Below are 15507 nucleotides of genomic sequence, written 5' to 3' on the forward strand. Positions count from 1 at the left end.
GCCTTCAATCAAGACAAGAGGATCGGCCTCCATGACGACCATCACCGCGACGAGCGTCATCCGTCAGCGCCCGACTGCGAGACTGTCAGCGCGCAGCAAGGATCCCAGCCTCGCGCGGCGCCTGCCTGTCCTGCTTCTGTTTCTGCCGCCAGCACTACTCCTGTTCACGATCTTCGTCATCCTGCCGATGGGCGAGGCGGCGTGGTACAGCCTCTACAAGTGGGATGGCTACGGTTTGCCGACGCAGTTTGTCGGCCTGCGGAATTTCGAGGTTCTGTTCAAGAACAGCGCCTTCCTGACGGCGCTGAAAAACAATGCTCTGATCATCGTCATTTCAATCCTGATCCAGATTCCGCTTGCCATCTGGTTGGCGACGATGCTGGCGCACCGCATTGCCGGCGTGGTCCTCTTCCGTTTGATATTCTTCCTGCCCTACGTCCTGGCCGAGGTCGCGGCCGGCCTCATCTGGCGTTTCGTCTACGACGGCGACTACGGCTTGTTTGCCTCGGCAGCTCACCTTCTGGGTGTCGAGACGCCCTATGTCCTTGCCGACAAGGACCTGGCAATTTATGCGGTTCTGGCCGTAGTCGTCTGGAAGTATTTTGGCTTCCATATGATGCTGTTCATTGCCGGGCTGCAGTCGCTCGACAAGAGCGTGCTTGAGGCTGCTGAAATCGACGGCGCCAGTGGCTGGCAGCGGTTTCGCTATATCACGCTGCCGCTTCTCGGCTCGACTGTCCGCCTGTCCGTCTTCTTCGCCGTTGTCGGTTCGCTGCAACTCTTCGATCTCATCATGCCGCTGACCGGTGGTGGACCGTTCAATGCGACACAGACCATGGTCACCTTCCTGTTCAACTTTGGCGTCACGCGTATGCAGGTCGGCCTTGGCAGCGCCGTGGGCGTCGTACTCTTCGTCATCTGCGTGACGCTCGCCTTCGGCTACAAACGGATATTCATGCGCAATGACTGATATGGCTTCTACCGCCCGGATTGCGACCGGCACGAAGATCTACCTCTACGTCTCGCTGACGATCATCGCCGCGATCGTGCTCGTGCCCCTGCTGACGACGGCACTTGGTGGCTTCAAGGACCTCGGTGACCTGCGCACCAACCCCTTTGGATTGCCCGTCGCATGGCACCCGGAGAACTACACCGACATTCTCTTTGGGGATCGCTACTGGCGGCAGATGATGAATTCGCTGATCATTGCAACGCTAACGGTCTGCCTTACGGTCTCGGTCTCCGCCATGGCCGCCTTCACCTTCGCGCATGTAAAGTTCTTCGGCGCCGGCTTCCTGCTCAATTATTTCCTGATCGGCCTGATGTTCCCGGCTGCGACCGCGATCCTGCCTCTGTTCATCCGAATCCGTGACCTCGGCTTGCTGAATTCCTACTGGGGTGTGGTCTTGCCACAGGTCTCCTTCGGCCTTGGCATGAGCATCCTCCTGTTCCGGAACTATTTTCGCAACCTTCCGGAAGAATTGTTCCAGGCGGCTATCGTCGACGGGTGCGGCTACATCCGCTTCTTCTGGCACATTTCGCTGCCCCTCTCGCGGCCAATCATTGCGACGGTGAGCATCATCTCCTTCGTCGGCAGTTGGAACAGCTATATTCTACCGCTGATCATGCTGAACTCCGAGGCAATGTATCCCTGGCCGCTGGGAATCATGGTCTATCGCGGCGAGTTCGGCACGGCCTGGCAGCTGGTACTCGCCTTCATCACGTTGACGATCATGCCGACGATCGTCGTCTTCTTCCTTGCCCAGAAGCACATCATTGCCGGACTGACGGCGGGTGCGGTCAAGTCCTGACCGCGCCGAGCAGTTGAGTGTCAATCCACATGTCCCCCAGCCAAAGGCCATAATTCATGAAAGTGTTGAACCGGTCCGTGTCCCGAGCCTACACTCAACATTACCGAGTGTTCGATAGCCCGCGCAAGGTAAAGCTTTGCATCCGCAACCGCGGTGGGCAACGCAGTACCCTTTGCGAGTTCTGCAGCCAGCGCGCTCGAGAGCGTGCAGCCGGTGCCATGTGTGTTCGCGGTCGCAATCCTGCTCGCTTCGAACCAAGTCAGTCCCGCAGCCGACACCAGGACGTCCGGGCTGTCCTCACCAACAAGATGACCACCCTTGACCAGGACAGCTTTTGGACCAATTGCCCGAAGGCGGATTGCCTGATCCGCCATTTCCTCCCGCGACTGCGCTACATCTTCGCGAAGCAGTGCAGCAGCTTCCGGCAGGTTCGGCGTCAGTAGTACCGCGAGCGGCAACAAGCGTCGCGTTATGACCTCAATGGCGGACTTGTCGAGGAGGGCCGCCCCGCCCTTCGCCACCATGACCGGATCCAGGATCATCGGTATCTGCCCTTGCTCTTCGATGACATCGGCCACGGCATTGGCGATTTCTGCGTTGGCAATCATACCAATCTTGACAGCGTCGACACGCACGTCAGCGAACACGGCTCTGATTTGATCGGCAACGAATGCAGCGGGGACCAGATGTACCCCGAAGACCCCTTGGGTGTTCTGCGCTGTCAGCGCAGTCAACACCGCCATCCCATAGACACCGCGTGCGGAGAATGTCTTGAGGTCGGCCTGGATTCCCGCGCCACCCGATGGATCTGAACCGGCAATGGAGAGAACATTGCGGATCATGAGCGTACCTTTCTGATGTTGGAGGCTAACTGACGGCTGGCGGCTTCAGGATCAGCGGATCCGCAGATTGCCGACACGACCGCGATACCCTTGGCTCCAGCAGCAAATACATCACAGACATGGTCAGTCTTCAGCCCACCAATCGCGATCGCGGGAACGGGGCAAACCGCGATCAGGCAGGCAAGGCCATCAAAGCCGATCGGCTGCTTGTGGTCCGCTTTTGTCGGCGTCGCAAACACCGGGCCGACTCCGGCATAATCCACGACAACGGGGTCAACCGCCCGTGCCAGGGCCTGCGTTTCCACGGAAAGGCCAAGGACCATGTCGGGCCCAAGGCGGGCGCGGGCCATACACACGTCCAAATCTTCCTGCCCAACGTGGACTCCGTCCGCTCCGACCGCGAGCGCGGCCTCGACGTCATCATTGATGATCAATAGCGCACCTGTGCCCGACAAGGCCATCTTCAGCGCGCGACCGGTTTCGATCATTCGGGAGGTATTGGCTCGCTTGTGACGCAACTGAACCACGGTCGCACCACCTGCAACAGCTGCGCGCGCAGTCTCCACCATGCCGAAAGAGGCACAAAGGTCGGGATCGATGACGAGGTAGAGAGAAAGATCGAGATGTTTCATGCGGTCGTAACCCTTGCACGGTGATCGAGGCAAGGCCCGTCAATAGCGCCCAACGCGTCTAGGAACCGCCACGAAAAAGATCCCGGGCCCTCAGACTTGTCGGCCGCCAGCTCACCGGCAACAGCAAAAGTGGCAACGGCCGCAACCGTGGCTTCGAATGGTGCGCCGGGTCGCACTGCCGCAAACGCTCCCACAAGACAGGTCAACGAGCAACCGAGCGCCGTCACCCGCGGCATCAACACCGAGCCACCTTCGATGCGAAACGCCCGTTTCCCGTCGGTAATAAAATCAACGGCGCCTGTTACCGCTACGACCGCGCCGTGCCTATCTGCAAGCAGCCGCGCAGAGTGTTTGGCATGCTCAACATCGTCTCCGGTGTCGACGCCTTTACCCCGGAAAGCACCTCCGGCAAGGGCTATAATTTCGGAGGCGTTGCCGCGGATGATAGTGGGACCAAGTTTCAGAAGGAGTTCTGTGGCGTCACGGCGGAATGCCGTTGCATAGTGGGCGACGGGATCGAGAACCCATGGTTTCCCAGATTGCGTCGCTGCAATTGCCGCGGCCTCCATGCCGCGCAGCCACCCTGATGATAGCGTTCCTATGTTGATCGTGATCGCCCCGGCAAGTTTCGCAAACTCTCCAGCCTCCTCCTCTGCATGCACCATGGCAGGAGATGCGCCGACTGCCAGAAGCACGTTGGCAGCGATATCCATGGCAACGTAGTTGGTGATACAATGGACGAGCGGGATCTGCTCGCGCAGTTCTTTCAGGAATGTACTTGGTGGTATTTGAAGCAGCATAGGGTTCGCCTTTCTATCGGGGGAAGGAAGGCGCGGGGGACCAATGCGAGAAGCTAACAATCCCGAGCGACTCCCTCCGCCGGCATTATCCGGTTCAGGTTCAAAGGGTACTTCTCAGCCACCAGAAGGTCGGCGCCCCTGTCTTTCACTCCATGCTTTTCGCAGAGAAGGAGGGGGCTGTCATCCCTTAAATGCACATACCAACCCGACGTATGAGAGAGTTTGGGCAAAGGCTTGGTCGGGCAGGTGTGCACGCAGTGTCCCACACGCTAATCGAAGCCAGCACAAATCCGGGATAACGCGCCCAGATCGATTGACAGTCGAGCTGGTCAACATTGTCTGTCAGGCATCGGCTTCACGACATAGGAAAGACCCCAATATATGGTCGCCGACGGGGTAAGAGGGACGCGAACGTTCACAGCCGGGGAGATCGGTCTGTTACATCATCGGTCTGTCCGCGCCGTCCAACTATTCTGTGGCAAGCCGCCTCGTCGCCACTCGGCTAGCCTTTCTATGCGTGAAGTTGAATGCCTGTCCTGGTCGGCGGCCGGAAAGAGCAGAAAAGAAATCGCTCAACTATCACCCCACAATCCGATGATGGAAATCGAGGCAAGGGGCTTCATGGCCGTATGGAAGAGGTTTCGCGCCGGGCTAATGACGTTGTCGCAGCGATCGGACGTGAAGCCACGTTGGCAGCCCCACATGGAGCCGAGAAGCTGAGAACGAGCCGTCAGCCTCCTACGGCGTGTGCTCGGGCAATCAGAGCATTGTTAATTTCAGTGAGTCAACAGCTAGCACGCTCGACAGCGCGTCCAGCAGCTTTTATCTATAAATAATGACTGCTGCCACCGAGGACACAATTGCCAATCGCATCTGCCGCGTTCTCGCGGACCGGATCATCACAGGTGCACTTGAGCCTGGTAGCAAGCTGAGGCAGGACCACATTGCCGACGAATTTGATACCAGTCACGTACCAGTGCGAGAAGCATTCCGCCGACTCGAGGCTCAAGGGCTTGCTATCAGCGAGAGCCGCCGGGGGGTCCGCGTTGCCAGCTTTTCAAGGGCTGCGGTAGAAGAAGCCGCTCTCATGCGTTCGGTGCTGGAGGGGTTGGCATTACGCCAAGCCGCGCCGAATTTGACTGCATCCATCATGGACGAGGCGATGTCGGCGATGATAGCCGGTGATACCGCGCGTGACGCACGGACCTGGGATGAGGCAAATCGGCGCTTCCATCACCTGTTGCTCGCTCCATGCAAAATGCCCCGATTGCTGGCAACAATCGATGATCTCCAGATGGTAGGTTCGCGATATGCGTTTGCAACCTACGGAGCGGAATGGGTTCCGCGGCTCGACTTCGATCACCATCTAATTCTCGACCATCTTCGAAAAGGTGAGGTCAGTCAGGCCACTGTCGTGCTTGAGCGACATGTGCAACGGATAAAGCCCGTTCAGCGCTGATTATCGATTTTCTTGCGGTCCGGCGTGGGAACCCGCTGTCGTTGCGTCGGCAGCTCAACCGCATGCCTCTCAATTCCCGCCAAGATTGATTCCACCGGCGAAATTCTCCGAGTGGTTTGTTGCGCATCTGCGTCGCGTCTATTTTTATAGATAATAATAGATTCTATCTATCAATGCCGACGAGGAGCATCGCATGAAGCAGGTGGACGGGGCTGTCACGGTTAGGACAAGTTACGCGGAAGCTAAGGTTATCTATAATTTGCCTTTCAACGATCTTCTTTTCCGCGCACAGCAGGTTCACCGCGAGGGGTTTGACCCAAACGCAATTCAGATGAGCCGGCTTCTGTCGATCAAGACCGGGGGATGCGCCGAGGACTGCGGCTATTGCAGCCAATCGGCCCACTACCCGACCGGCCTTAAGGCTTCCAAACTGATGGAGGTCGAGCGGGTGCTTGCAGAGGCGCGCCAAGCTCGCGACGGCGGTGCTACCCGCTACTGCATGGGTGCGGCGTGGCGTGGCCCGAAGGACCGCGACATGGACACGCTTGTCGCGATGGTTCAGGGCGTCCGGGCGCTTGGCATGGAGACCTGCATGACACTCGGCATGCTCACGCCTGATCAGTCTGAGCGCCTCGCAGATGCCGGTCTCGACTATTACAATCATAACATCGATACCTCCGAACGTTTCTATCCGGAGATTATCACCACCCGTGTTTTTGAAAATCGACTTGAAACCCTCGCCAATGTGCGAGGGGCTGGTATCAAGGTCTGTGCGGGCGGTATTCTCGGAATGGGAGAGACAACAGCTGACCGGATTTCCATGCTGGTCACGTTGGCCAATCTTCCCGAGCAGCCGGAGAGCGTGCCAATAAACATGCTGATCCCAATTCCCGGATCGAAGCTTGCAAATGCCGCACCGGTCGATCCGATCGATTTCGTGCGGACCATTGCCCTTGCCCGCATCCTGATGCCGAAGTCACATGTCCGCTTATCGGCGGGGCGCACAGAAATGAGTGACGAGATGCAGGCGCTCTGCTTCTTTGCCGGAGCCAATTCGATCTTCGTGGGCGAGACGCTGCTGACGGCGGACAATCCCGGCGAAGACAAGGATGCCATGTTGTTTCAACGCCTCGGTTTGGAACCGATGGCATTGGAGCGTCACCCTTGAGCGCGCCCGCGCTAGCCCGTTATGAGAAGACCATGGCAGGGTTGGAACGAAGGTCTCGCTTTCGCTCCGTAGCCGCCGGAACGGGCATCGACTTTGCCTCGAACGACTATCTGGGGTTCGCCAACTCTGCTCGGCTGAAGGGGGCGATTACGGCAGCGGTTGATCGAGGTGTGCCCGTGGGCGCCGGCGGTTCGCGGTTGCTACGCGGCAACCACATCGAGCACGAGTTACTGGAGGCGGAAGCAGCACGGTTCTTCGGAGCGGAGAAGGCGTTGTATTTTGCCAGCGGTTATGCCGCCAATACCGCGATCTTCTCCACCCTTCCACAGCGCGACGACCTGATCGTCTACGACGCCCTCATCCATGCGAGTGCACTGGAAGGAATTTCAGCCAGCAAGGCAATGACAAGCGCCGTACCGCACAATGACGCCGGTGCCTTCGAGCAGGCAATCCGTGACTGGCGCGACAAGGGAGGGAAGGGGGTTCCGTGGATTGGCGTCGAAAGCCTCTATTCCATGGATGGTGATAAAGCGCCGCTCCTTGAATTGGCCGAACTTGCCCAGCGACATGACGGTTTCCTTGTCATCGATGAAGCGCACGCGACCGGTGTCATTGGCGCAGAAGGTCGGGGCCTCGCCGGCGATCTTGGGGTTAGGAGTAATCTCCTGACGCTGCATACCTGCGGCAAGGCGCTCGGCACCAGCGGGGCGCTGCTGGGCGCCCCGAAGACCCTGGTGAACTATCTCGTCAACCGCGCGCGAAACTTTATCTACTCAACAGCACCGTCGCCGCTGATGGCCGCAGGAGTACGTGAGGCGCTCCGTATCCTGGCTGATGAGCCGGCGAGGATGACCCGATTGGAGAGACTCACGACCTATGCCGGCGCACAACTGCAATCGCGGCTGGCAACGATACCTAGCGGCTCGCAGATCATCCCGGTCGCAATTGGTGACAATGGTCGAGCCGTCTCCATTGCCCGCAAGATGCAGGCTGAAGGGTTCGACATCCGCGCGATCCGGCCACCTACTGTTCCCGAGGGTACGGCTCGATTGCGGATCTCAATCACGCTGAATGTCGATGAACAGAAGATTGCAGCGATGTTCGCACGGCTCTCAGAGATAATGCAGGAACATTCGTTATGACCGAAACCTTTGTCATCACCGGCACCGATACTGGGGTCGGCAAGACCGTTTTCGCTGCCGCCCTTACGAACGCTTTGGGCAGCTACTACTGGAAGCCGGTGCAGTCCGGCCTCGATGACGGAACGGACTCGCAAACAGTGTGCCGACTGGCCGACGCGCCTTCCGAGCGCATCGTCGCTGAGGCCTACAAACTCTCAACGCCAGCTTCACCGCATCTCTCATCCCGAATTGACGGGACCTCAATCGATCCGCGAAGGCTTGTACCACCCAATGTCGACGGGCCTCTCGTAATAGAAGGGGCAGGGGGACTCTTAGTCCCGCTCTCTGAAAGAACGGTGTTTGCCGATGTCTTCGCCGAGTGGCAGATCCCCGTCATTCTCTGCACGCGAACGACGCTTGGCACAATCAATCACACGCTATTGTCCATCGAAGCCATGCGCCATCGTGCGATCCCGATCCTTGGCGTCGCCTTTATTGGTGATGAGAACCTGGAAACCGAGAGCATCATCAGCACATTGGGCGGCGTTCGATCACTCGGGCGGTTGCCGCTACTCCGTAGCCTGACCGCAACGCGCTTGAGGAGGGTGTTCCACGACAATTTTGATCTCACCGCATTTGCAGGCGCCCGGCCATGACGCCCTCGATCATCTGGCATCCGTTCACCCAGCATGCGCTGGAGCCTCGCATGAAGCGCATTGTCTCGACCGAAGGGGCCTATCTCGTCGATGAAGACGGCAATCGAATTCTCGATGCCATCTCGTCATGGTGGGTGATCACCCACGGCCATCGGCATCCTGTCATCATGCAGGCAATCCGCGCCGCAACCGAAGCCTACGACCAGATCATCTTCGCCGAGTATTCGCACGAGCCGGCAGAACGTTTGGCGGAAGGTTTGATTGCTGCTGTGCCTCCCGGTTTGCGGCATGTTTTCTTTTCCGACAGCGGTTCGACGTCGGTGGAAGTCGCTTTGAAGATGGCGCTCGGCTACTTCCACAACAGGGACGAAAGACGCGATCGCATTGTCGTGATGGAGCACGGCTACCACGGGGACACTATTGGTACCATGTCCGCAGGCGAGCGCGGTGTCTTCAACGCTGCATACGCGCCGTTGCTCTACGGTGTGGACCAGATACCCTTTCCTGAACCAGGTCTCGAGCAGCATACGCTCGACGCTTTAGAGGCTTTTTGCAGAACCGGCCACATCGCGGCCATCTTGCTCGAGCCGCTGGTTCTGGGGGCAGGCGGCATGAAGACCTACGCCCCCGACGTTCTCAAGTCCGTCAGAGCAATCGCTAACTATTATGGGTGCTTGGTCATCGCCGACGAGGTAATGACAGGTTGGGGGCGCACCGGAACCATGTTCGCCTGCGAGCACGCAGATGTTTCGCCTGATATATTGTGCACCTCCAAGGGATTGACAGGCGGCGCCTTGCCGCTGGCGGCAACCCTCTGCACGTCTGATATATACGACGCACATCTTTCCACGGATCGGCGAAAGACATTCTTCCATTCGAGTTCCTATACGGCTAACCCCATTGCCTGCGCCGCCGGTGTCGCAAACCTCGAAGTGTGGAAACACGAAGGCGTGAGCGCGCGCATACAGGCTTTGGGAAATCTCCACGGTCAGCACTTGCCAAGGTTTGAGGATGACGACCGGTTTTCCGGTGTGAGACGGATTGGGACGATCGTTGCGCTCGACTTGAATGTGACCGCCAGTGGCTATCTGGCAGATGTCGGTCCGCGCATGCGGCGGCTTTTTCGCGAACGTGGGTTGCTCATTCGTCCTCTCGGCAACGTCATTTACCTTATGCCGCCTTACTGCATCAGCATGCCAGAACTCAGCCATGCCTACGACGCGATCGACGAGGTTGCCTCTATCATTCTCGGGAGACCACGATGAGACCAGCACCTTCCTCGCGCATGGCCGGGTTCGGGCATGCAGTTCCCGGCAGGCGCGTCGACAACACCGAAATCGAGAGGACGTTGGGCCTCGAGCCGGGGTGGATAGAACGCCGGACTGGCATACGCAGCCGCTATTGGGCAAGCGATGGCGAGACACTCAGTGCGCTTGCAGCGGAAGCTGGCCGGATGGCCCTGGATAATTCAGGTGTCGCACGGGACGATATCGCCTTGACCCTGCTCGCAACGTCGACGCCAGATCACCTGCTTCCGCCGTCGGCGCCGCTGCTCGCGCACCATCTGGGGCTCACGCGATCCGGCGCGATCGATCTCGCCGGCGCGTGCTCGGGCTTTCTCTACGCGCTAACCCTGGCAGACGCCTTCGCGCGCGTACATGGTCGTTCCGTCCTGGTGGTGGCCGCCAATATTCTTTCCCGCCGCATCAATCCTAACGAGCGCGCCAGCGCCGTCCTGTTCGCCGATGCTGCCGGCGCTGTCGTGCTTTCGCCGTCTAGCGAGCCCGACGCTGGACTGAGGGCGGTCGAACTCGCATCCGACGGCAGTGGCTATGACCTGATCACCATTCCGGCTGGCGGGAGCAATCGCCCGTTTAAGGGTGACATAGCCGGCGAGGAATTTCTTATGTCGATGAAAGACGGGAGAGAGGTTTTCTCGCGTGCAGTCGCCGTCATGACGCGTTGCTCACGAGACGCACTCGCAAGGGCTGATCTAAGCGCGTCGGAGCTTGACCGGTTCGTACCCCATCAGGCAAACGCCCGGATCTTCGATGTCGTTTGTAGCGATCTTGGCATCGATCCCTCAAAGACCGCGCGGACCCTCGAGGCCTTCGGCAATTCATCCGCTGCGACTATTCCGCTGTCCTTGTCAGTCGCGCATGCGACCAAACCATTTATTCCCGGTGAACGCTTGCTTCTTGCCGCTGCCGGCGCGGGGATGATTGGCGGTGCCTGCGTAATGGTCCATAGTCCGTGAGGGCAAGGAAGAGATCGCATCATTGATTTTTTGTCACTCACGTTTTTGGCGGCCGTAGAGCAGCAACATCGCTACTATAACCACTCCATAAATTAACTGGCGCCCGGCTTCCTCAATCTGCATGACAGAGAGAATGGACTGCAAGAGCGTAATCAGGATGACGCCAGCGACGGTTCCTAAGTACGATCCCCTTCCTCCGAGAACATGGGTCCCGCCGAGGACGACGGCCGCGATCGCCGGCAGCAGATATGCGTCGCCCATCGACTGAGAGGCCTTTGACGCATATCCAGCCAATAATACACCACCTAGTGCACTAAGGGCCCCTGAGGCAACAAAGGCCAGTAGGGTGACTTGTCGCGTGTCTATCCCAGATAGATAGGCAGCCCGCTCCCGATTGCCGATGGCGTAGAGCGAGCGGCCGTAGGTAGTTCTGGTCAACAGAAGGACTGTGACGATGCCGACGACAAGCCACACTAAGACGCCATTTGGGACAGACGGAATTATATAGCCGGTTGCTAAAAACCGCATTGCCGCGGATGCGGAATCCTGCGGTGAAAAGCCGCCGGTATAGACAACCATCAGCCCTTGGACGACTGCGTTCGTCGCAAGCGTGACGATCATCGAGGGTATCCGCAAATAGGCGACGGCAAAGCCATTCAGGAGCCCGACTGCCGCGCCGCAGGCAATTCCGAAGGGAACCGCAAATAACGAACCACTCGTTCCGTAGGCTGTCGCGGCGCACGCCATCATCGCACCGGCAGTGACAGTCCAGGGAACCGAAAGATCGATTTGCCCAAGCAGGATGACCATCATCATGCCCGTCGCTATCACTCCAAGAAAGGACGCCACTTTCAGCTGCTGCAACAGGTACGCCGGCGAGAAGAAGTTGGAAGAGTACAGAGACCCGCAAAGCAGGAGGAGAAGAATGCAAGCGAAGGCGATCAGAACCGCTGGGTCTTTACCTCGGAGCCGCATAGGAACGATTGATCGACGCATGCTTGACGCGCCCTCGCTCATTGGAACCAGTCCAGTCTGTTTCGCACCCGCGCCAGTCCGATCGCTCCAACACTTATTGCCAGCATCAATACCAACCCTTGAAACAGGGGCTGCCAGAGGGGATCGAGATCGAAGACGAAAAGCAGGTCGCCGATGGTGCGGAAAGCCAGCGCTCCAAACACTGCTCCGATAGCACTTCCCTTGCCGCCAGCGAGCGATACTCCTCCGAGAACAACTGCAGCAATCGAGTAAAGCGTGTAGGCATTACCACTCGCATAGGCTGCTTCCCCCGTGTACGAAAAGAACGTGAGGTATAGGCCACCGATGGCAGATAGGAGCCCTGCAAGTGAATAGGCGGACAGCTTTGCTCGCTTTAGCGGCATCCCTGACATAAAGGCCGCACTTTCAGCGGACCCCGCAGCATAGGCAGCCCGCCCATAGACGGAGCGGCTGAAGGGAAGCCATACCAGCAGGATGGTGGCAGCAAGTACAACAAGGCTCGTAGGCAGCACCCCGAAAAGCTTCGAGGTGAACGCATCTGCAAGGGTTTCGTTTACGGATCCACCGGGCGTCGGACGCAGCAGCAACGCCAACCCGAAGAATATCGCGCTTGTTGCGATGGTCGTGACGATCGGTTGTAGTCGGCCGAAGATGATGATCACCCCGTTCAGGGCACCACAGGCAAGCCCGGTAACCAAAACGGCGACGATGCCAAGGCCAGTCTGAAGAGGCGTGCCCACTACCAGCCAGGAAGCGAGGCAATTACACAGCACGAGGACCATTCCGGCAGAAAGGTCGATGCCGGCGGTGATGACGACGAGGCACTGCGCCATCGCGACAAATGCGAGCAAGGTCGCTTTATTGGATGCCGTCTGGATCACATTGGGCGTAAAGCCCGCTGGATGGTTCGAGGCATAGATCACGAACATTCCAACAAAGAGCATGGCGGCGAGCAAGGTTCCCTTGTGCAGGTCGTACCAGAAGCGCCATTCCCCGTGAGATACCGTCACTTTATTGTCCTCTGTGCCACAGCATCGGCGGTGATATTCAGAGCGCTGCCGACCAGCTCGCGTTCATTGATTTCGTCGCCCTCAAGCGTGCGAATAATTGTCCCATCGTACATGACGAGAACGCGATCGCAGCAACCGACAAGTTCGTCGTAGTCGGTGGAATAGAAGATGATTGCCGCCCCGCCATCTGCAAGCTTTCTCAGGAGCTGGTAGATCTCCTGCTTCGTGCCAACGTCGATGCCGCGTGTCGGGTCGTTAAGCAAGATGATGTGGGGTCGGTTCATCAGCCATTTTGCGATAACAACCTTCTGCTGGTTTCCACCGGACAGACTGCTGACTGGCATGTCGATGGTAGCGGCTTTAATAGCAAGTAGTTTCAAAAGTTCGTCGATGCTCGCGGCCTCCGCGCTGCGGTCAATTATCCCGCTACGCGAAACATTGCCGAGTGCGGCGATCGAGATATTTTCGCGCACCGTCATTGGAAGCATCAGCCCCTCGGTCTTTCGGTCCTCGGGAACCAGTGCAATCGACGTCGGGGCGGATTTGGCTTCCTTGGGGCTGCTCAAGTGCACGCTGCGTCCGCCGATTAGCAGATCGCCCCTGACATCGCGAAGGACGCCGAACATCGCTAGCAAGAGCTCCCGCTGGCCTTGTCCGTCCAGTCCACCAACGCCGATAATTTCGCCGGGACTTGCATCGAAGGTGATATCGACAAGGCGCTCGCCCCATGACAGACCCCGGCATGAGAGGACAGGTGCCTGTTTGGTCTGAGGGCCAGGTTTGGCCGGAAATACACTCTTGTATTCACGCCCGATCATCAGTTCGACAACCTGCTGGTCCGTCTTCGTGCCGGCTCGATAAGATTCTATGCTGCGCCCGTTCCGAAATACGGTGCAGTCATCCGCAAGTTCAGCGATTTCATGCATCCGATGGGAAATGTAGACTAGTGCGAGCCCCTCCGAACGCAACCGCTTCAGGACGCTGAATACCTTTTCGACATCGGATTTAGTGAGTGCAGATGTTGCCTCGTCGAGGATCATAAGTCTCGGCTTGCGGGCAAGAGCCTTTGCAATCTCAACCATCTGTCGACGCGAAAGTGGCAGATCCCTGACGAGCGACAACGGGTGGATGTCGGAAGCACCGGCACGGGCCAACGCCTCTTCCGCGATCAGCCTCTGAGCGCGCCTGTCGATCATTCCCAAGCGCCGCGGTGGTTTGCTGATCACGATATTGTCGGCAACGGAAAGGTCGGGAATAAGCGACAGCTCCTGAAAGACCGACACGATCCCTAAGTTATTCGCCACCGCAGGCGATGAGAAGGAAACATCCTTTCCCTCCAGAACCATCCTTCCTTCATCAGGCGCAGTTACACCAGCCATGATTTTGATAAGAGTGGATTTTCCGGCTCCGTTCTCGCCGAGCACAGCGTGAATCGCTGCCGGTCGGATGGCAATAGTTGCGTCCTTGAGTGCGATAACGCCGCCGTATCGCTTCGATATACTGTCCATTCGAAACAGTGGGTCTGGCAAGATCACGCACTCCACCTCCCATCGGGTGCAGTAAATTCAGACTGTGGGCGCACAACGCCCACAGTCAGTAATGGGGATATCGTGGCTATTGGTTTTCCTTAGTCTGTCCCATGATTTCCTGTGCCGTGAAGTTGATGCCGCAGGTTGGGAAGGAGTTACCGACGAAGAAATTGTCAGACTGCTCAGGGTAGTAATCCTGATCCTTCTTGAAATCCGGGTGCGAAACAAGTGCCGTTGGAAGCTTGACCGCCTGGGGAACCACTTGACCCTCGAGCGCGGCTATAGCAGTTTTGATGGCGACGGCCACCTGGGCCGGACCGGTTCCCGCAGATGAGCATACCAATCCATCACCCGCGTGTGCCGCGCAGAGTTTGCGGAAGCCATTCTCTGTCTCGCCGCCGAACGGTACGTAGGGATGCTTTGCGTCGATCATCGCCTGAACCACACCGGTATCTCCGCCTTGCGCAGTGATGCCGTCGAACGGACCATTCGTGGCGATCGCGTCAGCAGTCGCCTTCTGCGCGACCCCGTCGTCCCATTTGCCGACGACTTCTGTCACATCAAATTTCTTTCCCGACGCAGCCAGCGTCTCCTTGATACCGTTGTGGCGGTCGGTATCGACCGACGTTCCTGCAACGCCCCTAACCTCTAAGATTTTACCCCCCTTAGGCAGGTGTTTGACAAGCCACTCCGCCCAAGTGACGCCGAGACCTTTCTGATCGACATTGACGTTGATCGCATCCTTGGTATCCAGCGTATTGTCGAACGCTACAAGGACAACACCGGCCTCTTTGGCGCGCTTGATCACGGGTCCGAAAGCAGTCGGATTCTGCGCGTTAACGACAATCGCATCGTAACCGGCATCGATGAAATTGTTGATCGCGGAAATCTGCGCTGGGACGTCCTCACCAGTTGAGACGACTTTGAATTCCTTCAGCTTTGCCTTCACGTCTGGTTGAGCTGCGTAGGCTTTTGCCGTCTGGACCATCTGGATGCGCCACGTATTGGCTATGTAACCGTTGGCCAAAGCGATCCGGTACGGACCTTCTTTTTTCGGGTACTGCAGGAACTGCGTGTCGGAAGCCCATGGCGTCATGCAGCCGGGATCTGCCGCCGGTCCGGCTACGACCTTCGGTTCTGCATAAGCTGCACTGCATAACAAGGTAAACAAGGGAACAGAAACTGCTGCAAGGCAGGCAGATTTCGCTTTCGCGTTTCTAAGCATG

General features: G+C 58.1%; 16 protein-coding genes and 1 riboswitch. Of the genes, 9 read left to right on the forward strand and 7 right to left on the reverse strand.

The features are described 5' to 3' along the window. Positions 1-31: 31 nt before the first annotated feature. On the forward strand, positions 32-970 hold the full coding sequence (locus tag RGCCGE502_RS29065) for a carbohydrate ABC transporter permease (protein ID WP_016557802.1): 939 nt from the start codon (positions 32-34) through the stop codon (positions 968-970). Then, on the forward strand, positions 963-1811 hold the full coding sequence (locus RGCCGE502_RS29070; protein ID WP_016557803.1) for a carbohydrate ABC transporter permease: 849 nt from the start codon (positions 963-965) through the stop codon (positions 1809-1811). Before RGCCGE502_RS29065 ends, RGCCGE502_RS29070 begins: the two co-directional genes overlap by 8 nt. A gap of 20 nt (positions 1812-1831) precedes the next feature. Here RGCCGE502_RS29070 and thiD read toward each other — a convergent pair whose 3' ends face one another. Genes thiD through thiM form a run of 3 tightly spaced genes read right to left on the reverse strand, consistent with a single transcriptional unit; the run spans position 1832 to position 4085 of the window. Beyond that, a complete protein-coding gene (gene thiD, locus RGCCGE502_RS29075) occupies positions 1832-2653 on the reverse strand; it encodes a bifunctional hydroxymethylpyrimidine kinase/phosphomethylpyrimidine kinase (RefSeq protein WP_016557804.1) in 822 nt (273 codons plus the stop codon). Then, on the reverse strand, positions 2650-3285 hold the full coding sequence (gene thiE, locus RGCCGE502_RS29080) for a thiamine phosphate synthase (RefSeq protein ID WP_016557805.1): 636 nt from the start codon (positions 3283-3285) through the stop codon (positions 2650-2652). Before thiE ends, thiD begins: the two co-directional genes overlap by 4 nt. Then, entirely contained in the window at positions 3282-4085 is an 804-nt protein-coding gene (thiM, locus tag RGCCGE502_RS29085; RefSeq protein WP_016557806.1) for a hydroxyethylthiazole kinase, read from the reverse strand. The genes thiE and thiM overlap by 4 nt, the downstream gene beginning before the upstream one ends. Positions 4086-4139: 54 nt before the next feature. Next, a riboswitch (TPP riboswitch) is annotated at positions 4140-4235 on the reverse strand. A gap of 363 nt (positions 4236-4598) precedes the next feature. Between thiM and RGCCGE502_RS38345 the strand changes: the two genes are divergently transcribed. The 7 genes from RGCCGE502_RS38345 (at position 4599) to bioZ (ending at position 10746) form a co-directional block, all read left to right on the forward strand. Beyond that, positions 4599-4805, forward strand: a complete 207-nt coding sequence (locus tag RGCCGE502_RS38345) for a helix-turn-helix domain-containing protein (protein WP_244441813.1) — start codon at positions 4599-4601, stop codon at positions 4803-4805. 115 nt (positions 4806-4920) lie between these two features. Continuing rightward, positions 4921-5544: a GntR family transcriptional regulator gene (locus tag RGCCGE502_RS29095; protein ID WP_016557808.1), complete on the forward strand. Its 624-nt coding sequence runs from the start codon at positions 4921-4923 to the stop codon at positions 5542-5544. A gap of 193 nt (positions 5545-5737) precedes the next feature. Further along, positions 5738-6712 (forward strand): biotin synthase BioB, encoded by a 975-nt coding sequence (bioB, locus tag RGCCGE502_RS29100; RefSeq protein ID WP_016557809.1) that lies wholly within the window; start codon positions 5738-5740, stop codon positions 6710-6712. Beyond that, positions 6709-7854: an 8-amino-7-oxononanoate synthase gene (locus RGCCGE502_RS29105; RefSeq protein ID WP_040675842.1), complete on the forward strand. Its 1146-nt coding sequence runs from the start codon at positions 6709-6711 to the stop codon at positions 7852-7854. The genes bioB and RGCCGE502_RS29105 overlap by 4 nt, the downstream gene beginning before the upstream one ends. Further along, on the forward strand, positions 7851-8489 hold the full coding sequence (bioD, locus tag RGCCGE502_RS29110) for a dethiobiotin synthase (RefSeq protein WP_016557811.1): 639 nt from the start codon (positions 7851-7853) through the stop codon (positions 8487-8489). Before RGCCGE502_RS29105 ends, bioD begins: the two co-directional genes overlap by 4 nt. Then, positions 8486-9754 carry an adenosylmethionine--8-amino-7-oxononanoate transaminase gene (locus RGCCGE502_RS29115; RefSeq protein WP_016557812.1) on the forward strand — a complete coding sequence of 423 codons (1269 nt, stop codon included), beginning with the start codon at positions 8486-8488 and terminating at the stop codon, positions 9752-9754. The genes bioD and RGCCGE502_RS29115 overlap by 4 nt, the downstream gene beginning before the upstream one ends. Beyond that, positions 9751-10746 (forward strand): 3-oxopimeloyl-[acyl-carrier-protein] synthase BioZ, encoded by a 996-nt coding sequence (gene bioZ, locus RGCCGE502_RS29120; RefSeq protein WP_040675844.1) that lies wholly within the window; start codon positions 9751-9753, stop codon positions 10744-10746. The genes RGCCGE502_RS29115 and bioZ overlap by 4 nt, the downstream gene beginning before the upstream one ends. Positions 10747-10779: 33 nt before the next feature. Here bioZ and RGCCGE502_RS29125 read toward each other — a convergent pair whose 3' ends face one another. The 4 genes from RGCCGE502_RS29125 to RGCCGE502_RS29140 all read right to left on the reverse strand — a co-directional run bounded on the left by RGCCGE502_RS29125 (position 10780) and on the right by RGCCGE502_RS29140 (position 15506). Beyond that, positions 10780-11763 carry an ABC transporter permease gene (locus RGCCGE502_RS29125; protein ID WP_016557814.1) on the reverse strand — a complete coding sequence of 328 codons (984 nt, stop codon included), beginning with the start codon at positions 11761-11763 and terminating at the stop codon, positions 10780-10782. Continuing rightward, a complete protein-coding gene (locus RGCCGE502_RS29130; protein ID WP_051158745.1) occupies positions 11760-12686 on the reverse strand; it encodes an ABC transporter permease in 927 nt (308 codons plus the stop codon). The genes RGCCGE502_RS29125 and RGCCGE502_RS29130 overlap by 4 nt, the downstream gene beginning before the upstream one ends. 62 nt (positions 12687-12748) lie before the next feature. After that, positions 12749-14287, reverse strand: a complete 1539-nt coding sequence (locus RGCCGE502_RS29135) for a sugar ABC transporter ATP-binding protein (RefSeq protein WP_016557816.1) — start codon at positions 14285-14287, stop codon at positions 12749-12751. 79 nt (positions 14288-14366) lie between these two features. Continuing rightward, positions 14367-15506 carry a sugar ABC transporter substrate-binding protein gene (locus RGCCGE502_RS29140; protein WP_016557817.1) on the reverse strand — a complete coding sequence of 380 codons (1140 nt, stop codon included), beginning with the start codon at positions 15504-15506 and terminating at the stop codon, positions 14367-14369. Between the last annotated feature and the right edge of the window lies 1 nt (position 15507).

Source organism: Rhizobium grahamii CCGE 502, from assembly GCF_000298315.2.
GTDB classification, from domain to species: Bacteria; Pseudomonadota; Alphaproteobacteria; order Rhizobiales; family Rhizobiaceae; genus Rhizobium; species Rhizobium grahamii.